We start from the raw sequence: 13,113 nt of genomic DNA on the forward strand, positions 1-13,113 counted from the left end.
ATCCGGACCAAGGGCAGAAAATCCCGTCCGGTGAGTGAGACTGGTCCAACCGTAGACGGTATGAGGAAACGAGGTCGGATGATGCGTACGCGTCCGCTGAAGGTGGCGCTGCTGGGCTGTGGAGTGGTCGGCTCAGAGGTGGCGCGCATCATGACGACGCACGCCGACGACCTCGCGGCGCGGATCGGCGCCCCCGTGGAGCTGGCGGGCGTGGCCGTCCGCCGGCCCTCCAAGGCGCGCGAGGGCATCCCCGCCGAACTGATCACCACCGACGCGACCGCCCTGGTCAAACGCGGGGACATCGACGTCGTCGTCGAGGTGATCGGCGGGATCGAGCCCGCGCGTTCCCTCATCACCACCGCCTTCGAGCACGGCGCCTCCGTCGTCTCCGCCAACAAGGCCCTGCTCGCCCAGGACGGGGCCGCCCTGCACGCCGCCGCCGAGGAGCACGGCCGGGACCTCTACTACGAGGCCGCCGTCGCCGGCGCGATCCCGCTGATCCGGCCGCTGCGCGAGTCCCTCGCCGGCGACAAGGTCAACCGGGTGCTCGGCATCGTCAACGGCACCACCAACTTCATCCTCGACAAGATGGACTCCACCGGCGCCGGCTACCAGGAGGCGCTCGACGAGGCCACCGCGCTCGGGTACGCCGAGGCGGACCCGACCGCCGACGTGGAGGGCTTCGACGCGGCCGCCAAGGCCGCCATCCTCGCCGGGATCGCCTTCCACACGCGCGTGCGCCTCGACGACGTCTACCGCGAGGGCATGACCGAGGTCACCGCCGCCGACTTCGCCTCCGCCAAGGAGATGGGCTGCACCATCAAGCTGCTCGCGATCTGCGAGCGGGCCGCCGACGGGCAGTCCGTCACCGCGCGCGTGCACCCCGCGATGATTCCGCTGACCCACCCGCTCGCCTCCGTGCGCGGCGCGTACAACGCCGTGTTCGTCGAGTCCGACGCCGCCGGTCAGCTGATGTTCTACGGCCCCGGCGCGGGCGGCTCGCCCACCGCCTCCGCCGTGCTCGGCGACCTCGTCGCCGTCTGCCGCAACCGGCTCAGCGGGTCCACCGGGCCCGGCGAGTCGGCGTACGCCGCCCTGCCGGTGTCGCCCATGGGCGACGTCGTCACGCGCTACCACATCAGCCTCGACGTGGCGGACAAACCGGGTGTGCTCGCCCAGGTCGCGACCGTCTTCGCCGAGCACGGGGTGTCCATCGACACCGTCCGGCAGCAGGGCAAGGACGGCGAGGCCTCCCTCGTCGTCGTCACCCACCGCGCGTCCGACGCCGCCCTCAACGGGACCGTCGAGGCGCTGCGCAAGCTCGACACCGTGCGGGGTGTCGCCAGCATCATGCGGGTTGAAGGAGAGTAACCAGCAATGACCCACCAGTGGCGCGGAATCATCGAGGAGTACCGGGACCGGCTGCCCGTCTCCGACACCACGCCGGTCGTGACGCTCCGCGAGGGCGGCACGCCCCTCGTGCCCGCGCAGGTGCTCTCCGAGCGCACGGGCTGCGAGGTCCACCTGAAGGTGGAGGGCGCGAACCCGACCGGGTCCTTCAAGGACCGCGGCATGACCATGGCCATCTCCAAGGCCAAGGAGGAGGGCGCGAAGGCGGTCATCTGCGCCTCCACCGGCAACACCTCCGCCTCCGCCGCCGCGTACGGCGTGCGCGCGGGCATGGTGTCGGCCGTGCTCGTGCCGCAGGGCAAGATCGCGCTCGGCAAGATGGGCCAGGCCCTCGTGCACGGCGCGAAGATCCTCCAGGTCGACGGCAACTTCGACGACTGCCTCACCCTCGCCCGCGCGCTGAGCGACAACTACCCCGTCGCGCTGGTCAATTCGGTCAATCCGGTGCGTATCGAGGGTCAGAAGACCGCCGCCTTCGAGATCGTGGACATGCTCGGCGACGCGCCCGACATCCACGTCCTGCCGGTCGGCAACGCGGGCAACATCACCGCGTACTGGAAGGGGTACAAGGAGTACGCCGCCGACTCCGTCGCCTCGCGCACACCCCGCATGTGGGGCTTCCAGGCCTCCGGCAGCGCCCCGATCGTGCGCGGTGAGGTCGTCAAGGACCCCTCGACCATCGCCACCGCCATCCGCATCGGCAACCCGGCCTCCTGGCAGTACGCGCTGGCGGCACGGGACGAATCCGGCGGCCTCATCGACGAGGTGACGGACCGTGAGATCCTGCGCGCCTACCGGCTGTTGGCCTCGCAGGAGGGCGTCTTCGTGGAGCCCGCCTCGGCCGCCTCGGTCGCCGGTCTGCTCAAGGCCGCCGAGCAGGGCAAGGTCGACCCGGGCCAGCGCATCGTGTGCACCGTCACCGGCAACGGCCTGAAGGACCCCGACTGGGCCGTCGCCGGCGCGCCGCAGCCGGTCACCGTCCCGGTCGACGCGGCCACCGCCGCCGAGCGCCTCGGCCTGGCGTAGCACCCGCTCCACCCGCCCGGGCCTCACCCCCGAGGCCCGGGCGAACGGGCGACGACCTGGGGAAGTTCCCCACGGCGGAGGCACAGGGGGCTTGCGACACGCATCGTGCGCCTCCTGTGCGCCCTATGTCGCCACAGAACCTTCCTTCGATAGGCTGTACCGAACCCGCCCGCCGCATATGCCTCCCTCGCATGTGCCGCAGTGCCGCGCCGTCCGCGCGGCCCCAGGGTTCCTGGCACGTATCGAATGTCATTCGACCATCACGCAGCTCAAGGAGAGTCAACGAGCGATGGCCGGTCCAGCGTTCCGCGCCGCCGCCGTCCGGGTGCGCGTCCCCGCCACCAGCGCCAACCTCGGCCCGGGCTTCGACGCCCTCGGCCTGGCCCTGGGGCTCTACGACGACGTCGTCGTCCGGGTGGCCGACTCCGGGCTGCACATCGACATCGCGGGGGAGGGCAGCGAGACCCTGCCGCGAGACGAGAGCCACCTCCTCGTCCGCTCCCTGCGCACCGCCTTCGACGTCCTCGGCGGCCAGCCCCGCGGCCTGGAGATCGTCTGCGCCAACCGCATCCCGCACGGCCGTGGACTCGGCTCCTCCTCCGCCGCCATCTGCGCCGGCATCGTCGCCGCCCGCGCGGTGACCATAGGCGGCGAGTCCCGGCTCGACGACGCGGCCCTGCTGGAGCTCGCCACCGAGATCGAGGGCCACCCGGACAACGTGGCCCCGTGCCTGTTCGGCGGGTTCACCATCGCCTGGATGGAGTCCGGCGCCGCCCGGTCGATCCGGCTGGAGCCGGCCGATTCCGTCGTTCCGGTGGTTTTCGTGCCCGGGAAGCCGGTCCTCACCGAAACCGCCCGCGGCCTGCTGCCGCGCACCGTGCCGCACGTCGACGCCGCCGCCAACGCCGGCCGCGCCGCCCTGCTCGTCGAGGCCCTCACCCGGCGCCCCGAGCTGCTGCTGCCGGCCACCGAGGACCGCCTCCACCAGGAGTACCGCGCCCCGGCCATGCCGGAGAGCGCGGCGCTGGTGGAACGGCTGCGCGGGGACGGCATCCCGGCGGTCATCTCCGGCGCCGGTCCCACCGTCATGGCGCTGGTCGACGCGCAGAACGCGGACAAGGTCGAAGCCCTGGCGGGCGCGGACTGGGCGGCCAACCGGCTCAGCCTGGACCTGGAGGGCGCGAGCGTGCTGCCGCTCGCGACCTGACACACGCTTGCCGGATTAGGAGAGGGGGAATGTTTGTTGGATCCGGTAGTGTTAATCTCAAGTCTGCACCCGACCTCACCATGGCGAGGTGCCTCGTGTCCCCGTCCGGGACAGACATTCTTCCGGGAGCTCCCCACGCCGCACTGTGTTTCGTACCTCGTACCTGGGCAGTACGTCGTATGCGGGCACTGAGCGGACCGATGGGCACGCTCCGGAATCGGTGCAACCACGCCACGTGACACCGGGTGCCACGGCTCGAGGTAGCGCCATCACCAGAAATCTCTTCCGCCGCTTTGGCGGACCACCGCCCCGGCTCCGTCCGCACCGATAGGACACGAGCCGGACAGCACAACCGGTCGCCGAGCCAGACAGGCCGACGTCCGCTCCAGGGAAGGACCCTTCGTGAGCGACACCACCGATCTGATGGGCGCACGTGTCGAGGAGACCGCTGCCGCGCCCGCCACGGACGCCTCCGCGCCTGCATCCGGTGCCGGCTCCCGGCGGCGCCGCGGTACCGGCCTCGAGGGCATGGTGCTGGCCGAGCTGCAGCAGGTCGCCTCCGGCCTCGGCATCAGGGGCACGGCGCGCATGCGCAAGAGCCAGCTGATCGAGGTCATCAAGGAGGCGCAGGCGTCCGGCGGGGCTCCCAAGGCCGAGCCCGCCGCCGAGACCAAGCCGAAGCGCCGGGCCACCTCCAAGGCCCGTACGGGTGAGGCCGCCGCCGACGGTGAGAAGAAGGCCGACGCCAAGAGCGAGGCCGCCGCGGAGAAGGCCGTCGCCCAGCAGCAGATCGAGATCCCCGGCCAGCCGGCGTCCGACGACGCGCCGAGCGAGCGCCGCCGCCGTCGCGCCACCGCCGAGGCCGGCAGCCCCGAGACCGTCACCGCCGAGGCCAAGAGCGAGCCCAAGGCCGAGACGCCCGCGCAGCAGCAGCAGCCGCAGCAGGGCGACGCCAAGGGTGACGCCGGCGAGGGCGGCGAGGGCCGCCGCCGCGACCGCCGTGAGCGCGGCCGCGACCGCGACCGTGACCGCGGCGACCGCGACCGCCGCAAGGGTGACGACCAGCAGGGTGGCCAGCGCGGCCAGCAGCAGGGCCAGTCGCAGGGCGGCGGCCGTCAGGACCGCCAGGACCGTCAGCAGCAGGACGACGACGACTTCGAGGGCGGCCGTCGTGGCCGTCGCGGGCGTTACCGCGACCGCCGTGGCCGTCGTGGCCGCGACGACATCGCCTCCGAGCCGCAGATCGCCGAGGACGACGTCCTGATCCCCGTCGCGGGCATCCTCGACATCCTCGACAACTACGCCTTCATCCGGACCTCCGGCTACCTGCCCGGCCCGAACGACGTGTACGTCTCCCTCGCCCAGGTCCGCAAGAACGGCCTGCGCAAGGGTGACCACATCACCGGCGCGGTCCGCCAGCCGAAGGAGGGCGAGCGCCGCGAGAAGTTCAACGCGCTGGTGCGCCTGGACTCCGTCAACGGCATGGCGCCCGAACACGGCCGCGGCCGCCCGGAGTTCAACAAGCTGACCCCGCTCTACCCGCAGGACCGCCTCCGCCTGGAGACGGACCCGGGCGTGCTCACCACCCGCATCATCGACCTCGTCTCGCCCATCGGCAAGGGCCAGCGCGGTCTGATCGTGGCCCCGCCGAAGACCGGCAAGACCATGATCATGCAGGCGATCGCCAACGCGATCACGCACAACAACCCCGAGTGCCACCTGATGGTCGTCCTCGTCGACGAGCGTCCGGAAGAGGTCACCGACATGCAGCGGTCGGTCAAGGGCGAGGTCATCTCCTCGACCTTCGACCGCCCCGCCGAGGACCACACCACGGTCGCCGAGCTGGCCATCGAGCGCGCCAAGCGCCTGGTGGAGCTGGGCCACGACGTGGTCGTCCTGCTGGACTCCATCACCCGACTGGGCCGCGCCTACAACCTGGCCGCTCCGGCCTCCGGCCGCATCCTGTCCGGTGGTGTCGACTCCACGGCCCTCTACCCGCCGAAGCGGTTCTTCGGTGCGGCCCGCAACATCGAGGACGGCGGCTCGCTGACCATCCTCGCCACCGCCCTGGTGGACACCGGGTCCCGCATGGACGAGGTGATCTTCGAGGAGTTCAAGGGCACCGGCAACATGGAGCTCAAGCTCGACCGGAAGCTCGCCGACAAGCGCATCTTCCCGGCGGTGGACGTCGACGCGTCCGGCACCCGCAAGGAGGAGATCCTGCTCGGTGCCGAGGAGCTGGGCATCGTCTGGAAGCTGCGCCGGGTGCTGCACGCGCTGGACCAGCAGCAGGCGATCGAGCTGCTTCTCGACAAGATGAAGCAGACCAAGTCGAACGTCGAGTTCCTGATGCAGATCCAGAAGACGACGCCGACGCCCGGCAATGGCGACTAGTCGCTCCGCTGGTTGAGGCGATCCGTTCCGGGTCGTCGATCGGCCGCGGCCCGTCCGTGGCTTGTCGCGCAGTTCCCCGCGCCCCTTCAGGGCGCTCAGGGCCGCCCCTCGTTCGAGGGGCGGCCCCTTGCTTTGCTTGCGATCTCTGCCACAGCGGTGTCCGGCGGTCGCCTCGGGGCGTGCTCGGGAAACCCGCAGGTGAGCGCCGTACGGCGGATGAAGGCCGTGACGCTCAGTGATCGAGTGGGGCTCTTCGGTCACCCGTGGTTGTGCAACCCTGTCCCGAGTTTCCCCGTCTGACCGTTCGGGGCGACGATGGAGCGGTACGGGTTCGCACCAGGGGCCTGAACCGCCACCGCAGGGGGTAACCGACCGCAGACCGAGCTGAGGAGCACATGTCCGCCGAGAGCACGCCGGGACCCGGCATACCCGAGGCGCCCGGTCCCCGAGGTCCGCGCACGCGCGGCAAGGGCCGCCGCCGCAAGCCCCGCGCCCGCCACAGAGGCGTCCTGATCGCCGCCTGGACCGCCGCGGGCATCGTCGTGCTGGGCGGCACCGGCCTCGGATACGTCTACTTCAAGCTCAACGGCAACATCCACAGCGTCGACATCAACCAGATGCTCGGCACCGACCGGCCCGACAAGGTCGACAACGGCTCGCAGAACATCCTCGTCCTCGGCTCCGACACCCGCTCGGGCAGCAACAAGAAGCTCGGCGGCGGCGCGGACGACGGCAGCGCCCGCTCCGACACGGCGATGATCGTCCACGTGTACAAGGGCCACAAGAAGGCCAGCGTGGTCTCCATCCCGCGCGACACCCTCATCGACCGCCCCGCCTGCACCGACACCAAGGGCCACACCTACCCGGCCGCCACCGGCGTGATGTTCAACTCCGCCTACTCCACCGGCGGCGCCCCCTGCGCGGTCAAGACCGTCGAGTCCCTCACCGGCATCCGCATGGACCACTACCTCGAGGTGGACTTCGCCGGCTTCCAGAAGCTCGTCGACGAACTCGGCGGCGTCCAGGTCACCACGACCAAGGACATCACCGACCGCGACAGCCACCTGAACCTCAAGGCCGGCACCCACCGCCTGAACGGCGAGGAGGCCCTCGGCCTGGTCCGCACCCGGCACGGCGTCGGCGACGGCTCCGACCTCGGCCGCATCCAGCTGCAGCAGGCGTTCATCAAGGCCCTGGTCAAGCAGGTCAAGGACATCGGGGTGTTCAGCAACCCCAAGCAGCTCTACGACCTCGCCGACACCTCCACCAAGGCCGTCACGACCGACTCCGCGCTCGGCTCGGTGAACTCCCTGATGTCCTTCGCGGGCGGCCTGAAGGGCATCAGCCCGGCGCACATGACGATGGTCACCATGCCGGTCCGCTACGACCCGGACAACGGCAACCGCGTCCTGGTGGAGAAGACCAAGGCGCAGCTGGTGTGGAACGCGCTCAAGAACGACCAGCCCGTCCCGAAGGCGGCCACGCAGGGAACGGCGACCGGTGAAGCGCAGGGCGTGGTGGCCGGCTGAAGCGGCGCGGGACTCCGCTGATGTGCGGCTCGTGGGCGACCGCCCACCCGCCTGGACGGAATAGAACAGCCGCACCCCCGGTTTGGGAGGATGGCGCCAGTCCTGGCAGACTGGTACGTCGGCCCCGGTTCACGCCCCCGCAGCCCGCGGCAGGCGACCCGGTGCCCTCCCGAAACCTAGGAGACACCTTGAAGCGCGACATCCACCCCGCGTACGTCGAGACGCAGGTCAGCTGCACCTGCGGCGCGTCGTTCACCACCCGCAGCACCATCGAGTCCGGCACCATCCGGGCCGAGGTCTGCTCCGAGTGCCACCCGTTCTACACGGGCAAGCAGAAGATCCTCGACACCGGTGGCCGTGTGGCCCGCTTCGAGGCCCGCTTCGGCAAGGCCGCCGGCTCCAAGAAGTAGCGAGCCCCATTTCGCCGGTCCACGGCCGCACGCCCGCGTGGCGTGCGCGCCGGGACCGGCGTTTTTGGTCGCCCGCCTTCCCCCTTTTCACGCAGTAGCAGGAGCCCAAGATGTTCGAGGCCGTCGAGGAACTCGTCAGCGAGCACGCCGACCTGGAGAAGAAGCTCGCCGACCCGTCGGTCCACGCCGACCAGGCCAACGCGCGCAAGCTGAACAAGCGCTACGCCGAGCTCACCCCGATCGTCGCCACGTACCGCTCCTGGAAGCAGACCGGCGACGACATCGAGACGGCTCGTGAGTTCGCCGCCGACGACCCCGACTTCATCGCCGAGGTCAAGGAGCTGGAGAAGCAGCGCGAGGAACTGACGGAGAAGCTGCGCCTCCTCCTCGTCCCGCGCGACCCCAGCGACGACAAGGACGTCATCCTGGAGATCAAGGCGGGCGCGGGCGGCGACGAGTCGGCCCTCTTCGCCGGCGATCTGCTGCGCATGTACCTGCGCTACGCCGAGCGGGTCGGCTGGAAGACGGAGATCATCGACTCCACCGAGTCCGAGCTGGGCGGCTACAAGGACGTCCAGGTCGCCATCAAGACCCGCGGGCAGATCGAGCCCGGCCAGGGCGTGTGGGCCCGCCTGAAGTACGAGGGCGGTGTGCACCGCGTGCAGCGCGTGCCCGCCACCGAGTCCCAGGGCCGTATCCACACCTCCGCCGCCGGCGTGCTCGTCACCCCCGAGGCCGAGGAGGTCGACGTCGAGATCAACCCGAACGACCTGCGCATCGACGTCTACCGGTCCTCCGGCCCCGGCGGCCAGTCCGTGAACACCACCGACTCCGCCGTGCGCATCACGCACCTGCCGACCGGAGTCGTCGCCTCCTGCCAGAACGAGAAGAGCCAGCTGCAGAACAAGGAGCAGGCCCTGCGTATCCTGCGCTCCAGGCTGCTCGCGATGGCGCAGGAGGAGGCGGAGCGGGAGGCCGCCGACGCCCGGCGCAGCCAGGTCCGCACCGTCGACCGTTCCGAGAAGATCCGCACCTACAACTTCCCGGAGAACCGCATCTCCGACCACCGCGTCGGCTTCAAGGCGTACAACCTGGACCAGGTCCTGGACGGCGACCTCGACGCGGTGATCCAGGCCTGCGTCGACGCGGACTCGGCCGCGAAGCTCGCCGCCGCGTAAGCCACGTACCAGCTGCTACCGGAGGACTTGCGTGAACCTGCTGCTCGCAGAGGTGGCCCAGGCCACCCAGCGGCTCGCCGACGCGGGCGTGCCCTCGCCGCGCACCGACGCGGAGGAGCTCGCCGCGTTCGTGCACGGCGTCAAGCGCGGCGAGCTGCACTCCGTGAAGGACTCCGACTTCGACGCCCGGTACTGGGAGGTCATCGCCCGCCGTGAGCAGCGCGAGCCGCTGCAGCACATCACCGGCCGGGCCTACTTCCGGTACCTGGAGCTCCAGGTCGGCCCCGGCGTCTTCGTGCCGCGCCCGGAGACCGAGTCCGTGGTCGGCTGGGCCATAGACGCCGTGCGGGCCATGGACGTCGTGGAGCCGTGCATCGTCGACCTGTGCACCGGCTCCGGCGCCATCGCGCTGGCCCTCGCCCAGGAGGTGCCGCGCTCGCGGGTGTACGCCGTCGAGCTGTCCGACGAGGCGCTGCACTGGACGCGCAAGAACATGGAGGGCTCCCGGGTCGAGCTGCGCCAGGGCGACGCGCTGACCGCGTTCCCCGACCTGGACGGCCAGGTCGACCTGGTCATCTCCAACCCGCCGTACATCCCGCTCACCGAGTGGGAGTACGTCGCCCCCGAGGCGCGCGACTACGACCCGCAGATGGCGCTGTTCTCCGGCGAGGACGGCCTGGACCTGATCCGCGGCCTGGAACGCACCGCGCACCGGCTGCTGCGGCCCGGCGGTCTGGTCGTCGTCGAGCACGCGGACACGCAGGGCGGCCAGGTGCCGTGGATCTTCACCGAGGAGAAGGGCTGGGCGGACGCGGCCGATCACCCCGACCTCAACAACCGCCCGCGCTTCGCCACCGCCCGCAAGGCGCTGCCGTGAGCGCCGCCCAGTCTTCGACCCCGCAGTACGTGTACGAGGAGGCCCGCTAGCAATGGCACGGCGATACGACACCAACGACGCGACCGACCGTGTGACGGGTCTGCGCGAGGCCGCGTCCGCCGTCCGCCGCGGCGAACTCGTGGTGCTGCCCACGGACACGGTGTACGGCATCGGCGCCGACGCGTTCTCCAAGGAGGCCGTGGCCGATCTGCTCGCCGCCAAGGGCCGGGGGCGCAGCATGCCCACGCCGGTCCTCATCGGCTCCCCGAACACGCTGCACGGCCTGGTCACGGACTTCTCCGAGCAGGCGTGGGAGCTGGTGGACGCGTTCTGGCCGGGCGCGCTGACGCTGGTCGCCCGGCACCAGCCGTCCCTGCAGTGGGACCTCGGCGACACGCGGGGCACGGTGGCGATCCGGATGCCGCTGCACCCGGTCGCGATCGAGCTGCTCACCGAGTTCGGGCCGATGGCCGTCTCCTCCGCGAACCTCACCGGGCATCCGGCGCCGGAGACCTGTGACGCCGCCCAGCAGATGCTCGGCGACTCCGTCTCCGTCTACCTCGACGGCGGGCCCACGCCCGGCAACGTGCCCTCCTCCATCGTCGACGTCAGCCGCGAGGTGCCGGTCCTGCTGCGCGAGGGCGCGCTCTCCCCGGAGGAGCTGCGCAAGGTCGTACCCGACCTCGAGGTGGCGAATTGACGGCCCCTGACGCGGGGCGTGGCATAGCCGACGGGGGCTTCAACGGGGAGGAGACCACGACGTTCGGCTTCCCCCGCGACACCTTCCGCATCCTCCACGTCAGCACCGGCAACGTGTGCCGCTCGCCCATCACCGAGCGGCTGACCCGGCATTTCGTCTCCGAACGGCTCGGCGTCCTGGGCGGGCCGATCGTCGTCGAGAGCGCCGGCACCTGGGGGCACGAGGGCGCGCCGATGGAGTCCCACGCCGAGACGGTGCTGGCGGAGTTCGGCGCGGACGCCTCCGGCTTCACGGGGCGTGAGCTGCACGACGAGCATGTGATCCGGGCGGATCTGGTGCTGACCGCCACGCGGGACCACCGGGCGCAGGTGATCTCGATGGGGCACTCGGCGGGGCTGCGCACGTTCACGCTGAAGGAGTTCACGCGGCTGGTGCGGGCGATAGATCCGGCCACGCTGCCTCCGCTGGAGGACGGGGTGGTGCTGCGGGCGCGGGCGCTGGTGCGTGCGGCGGCGGCTCTACGCGGGTGGCTTCAGGCGCCGACGGCGGAGGCGGACGAGGTGTACGACCCGTACGGGGCTCCGCTGGGGTTCTTCCGGCGGGTGGGGGAGGAGATCCATGAGGCGCTGGATCCGGTGGTGACGGCGCTGACGGGGGTTCCGGCGCGGATGTAGCGCGCGGTGCGGTGCCCTGCGGTGCGGTGCCCCTGGGTGCGGTGCCCTGCGGTGCGGTGTGCCCGGGGGTGTGGTGAACGCCGTGGGGTGCGCGGCCCGGCGCTTGCGGGGTGCCGCCCGCGCCCACCCGTGCCGCCCCAGGCGGCACGCATGCCCGCGGATTGAGCGAGCGGGACTGCAACCCCCTAGGGGCGCGGGGAACTGCGCGACCGGCCGTCCACGGGCCGCGGACTGGCGACGGCCGTGCCGTCCACGGGCCCGGGGCGGGGCAACCCCCGGGTGGGTGCACGTGCCGCGCTTGCCGAGGCGCCGCGGGCTACCGTTGACGTACGTCACCGTCGACGCCATGCCCGGAGCCCACCATGACGGTCACCCACGCCACCGATCCCGACGCGGGCATCCTGCGGCGGCAGGACCCCGAGCTGGCCGACATCCTGCTCGGAGAGCGCACGCGGCAGTCGACGACGCTCCAGCTGATCGCCGCCGAGAACTTCACGTCCCCGGCCGTCCTGGCCGCCCTCGGCTCCCCGCTCGCCAACAAGTACGCCGAGGGCTACCCCGGCGCCCGCCACCACGGCGGCTGCGAGATCGTCGACGTGGCGGAACGCCTCGCCATCGAGCGCGCCAAGAGCCTCTTCGGCGCCGATCACGCCAACGTGCAGTCCCACTCGGGCTCCTCCGCCGTCCTCGCCGCCTACGCCGCCCTGCTGCGCCCCGGCGACACCGTCCTGGCCCTCGGGCTGCCCTACGGCGGTCACCTCACGCACGGCTCGCCGGCGAACTTCTCGGGCCGCTGGTTCGACTTCGTGCCCTACGGCGTGGACGCCGAGACCGGCCTGATCGACCAGGAGCAGGTGCGCACGCTCGCCCGCGCCCACCGCCCCAAGGCGATCGTGTGCGGTTCCATCGCCTACCCGCGCCACCTGGACTACGCGTTCTTCCGCGAGGTCGCCGACGACGTGGGCGCCTTCCTGATCGCCGACGCCGCGCACCCCATCGGCCTGGTGGCCGGCGGCGCGGCGCCCAGCCCGGTGCCGTACGCCGACATCGTGTGCGCGACGACGCACAAGGTCCTGCGGGGTCCGCGCGGCGGGATGATCCTGTGCGGGGAGGAGCTCGCCGAGCGGGTCGACCGCGCGGTCTTCCCGTTCACCCAGGGCGGCGCCCAGATGCACACCATCGCCGCGAAGGCCGTCGCCTTCGGCGAGGCGGCAACCGAGGCGTTCGCGGCGTACGCCCATCAGGTGGTCTCCAACGCGCGGGTGCTCGCCGGTCACCTGGCCGCCGAGGGCCTGGTCGTCACCACGGGCGGCACGGACACGCATCTGATCACCGCCGACCCGGCGCCCCTCGGCGTGGACGGCCGCGCGGCCCGGGGCCGGCTCGCGGCGGCCGGGATCATCATGGACTGCTGTGCGCTTCCCCACGCCGACGTCCGCGGCCTGCGGCTCGGTACGGCGGCGGTGACCACGCAGGGCATGGGGGAGGCGGAGATGGTCCGTATCGCGGCGCTGATCGCCGCGGCGCTGCGGGACGGCCCGGAGGCCCGGCGGATCCGGGACGAGGTGCGGGAGATGGCCGAGGCGTTCCCGCCGTACGCACCGCCGTATTCGGCCTGAAGCGGGGTAGGCGCAGCCGCACGTGCAACCATCCTGGCTACCCGGAAGTCCACAACCATATGCGCACCTCGCTAGGGTGTGGGGCTGAG

At 71.6% G+C, this 13,113-nt stretch carries 11 protein-coding genes; all 11 read left to right on the forward strand.

Translation table 11 applies throughout. The features are described 5' to 3' along the window. The first annotated feature begins 78 nt into the window (after positions 1 to 78). Entirely contained in the window at positions 79 to 1,371 is a 1,293-nt protein-coding gene (locus ACF1AL_RS25695; RefSeq protein WP_366839270.1) for a homoserine dehydrogenase, read from the forward strand. 6 nt (positions 1,372 to 1,377) lie between these two features. After that, positions 1,378 to 2,436 (forward strand): threonine synthase, encoded by a 1,059-nt coding sequence (gene thrC, locus ACF1AL_RS25700; RefSeq protein ID WP_384206705.1) that lies wholly within the window; start codon positions 1,378 to 1,380, stop codon positions 2,434 to 2,436. A 289-nt stretch (positions 2,437 to 2,725) separates the two neighbouring features. Next, the gene (gene thrB, locus ACF1AL_RS25705) at positions 2,726 to 3,643 is read left to right on the forward strand and encodes a homoserine kinase (RefSeq protein WP_366839268.1); all 918 of its coding nucleotides are present in this window, start codon (positions 2,726 to 2,728) and stop codon (positions 3,641 to 3,643) included. Positions 3,644 to 4,045: 402 nt separating this feature from the next. Next, entirely contained in the window at positions 4,046 to 6,037 is a 1,992-nt protein-coding gene (rho, locus tag ACF1AL_RS25710) for a transcription termination factor Rho (RefSeq protein WP_391827553.1), read from the forward strand. A 395-nt stretch (positions 6,038 to 6,432) separates the two neighbouring features. Then, entirely contained in the window at positions 6,433 to 7,566 is a 1,134-nt protein-coding gene (locus ACF1AL_RS25715; protein WP_391697980.1) for an LCP family protein, read from the forward strand. Between the two features lie 188 nt (positions 7,567 to 7,754). Further along, positions 7,755 to 7,976, forward strand: a complete 222-nt coding sequence (gene rpmE, locus ACF1AL_RS25720) for a 50S ribosomal protein L31 (protein WP_030740744.1) — start codon at positions 7,755 to 7,757, stop codon at positions 7,974 to 7,976. A 110-nt stretch (positions 7,977 to 8,086) separates the two neighbouring features. Next, complete coding sequence (gene prfA / locus ACF1AL_RS25725; protein WP_386913106.1) at positions 8,087 to 9,154, forward strand: peptide chain release factor 1; 1,068 nt, start codon at positions 8,087 to 8,089, stop codon at positions 9,152 to 9,154. A gap of 31 nt (positions 9,155 to 9,185) precedes the next feature. Then, a complete protein-coding gene (gene prmC, locus ACF1AL_RS25730) occupies positions 9,186 to 10,031 on the forward strand; it encodes a peptide chain release factor N(5)-glutamine methyltransferase (protein ID WP_366839262.1) in 846 nt (281 codons plus the stop codon). 52 nt (positions 10,032 to 10,083) lie between these two features. Then, positions 10,084 to 10,731 carry an L-threonylcarbamoyladenylate synthase gene (locus ACF1AL_RS25735; RefSeq protein ID WP_366839261.1) on the forward strand — a complete coding sequence of 216 codons (648 nt, stop codon included), beginning with the start codon at positions 10,084 to 10,086 and terminating at the stop codon, positions 10,729 to 10,731. Then, the gene (locus ACF1AL_RS25740; RefSeq protein ID WP_391657160.1) at positions 10,728 to 11,405 is read left to right on the forward strand and encodes a protein-tyrosine-phosphatase; all 678 of its coding nucleotides are present in this window, start codon (positions 10,728 to 10,730) and stop codon (positions 11,403 to 11,405) included. The genes ACF1AL_RS25735 and ACF1AL_RS25740 overlap by 4 nt, the downstream gene beginning before the upstream one ends. A 362-nt stretch (positions 11,406 to 11,767) precedes the next feature. Beyond that, the gene (gene glyA / locus ACF1AL_RS25745; RefSeq protein ID WP_391779404.1) at positions 11,768 to 13,024 is read left to right on the forward strand and encodes a serine hydroxymethyltransferase; all 1,257 of its coding nucleotides are present in this window, start codon (positions 11,768 to 11,770) and stop codon (positions 13,022 to 13,024) included. The last annotated feature ends 89 nt before the right edge of the window (positions 13,025 to 13,113 follow it).

The organism is Streptomyces sp. NPDC014801, from assembly GCF_043082085.1.
Taxonomy (GTDB): Bacteria; Actinomycetota; Actinomycetes; order Streptomycetales; family Streptomycetaceae; genus Streptomyces.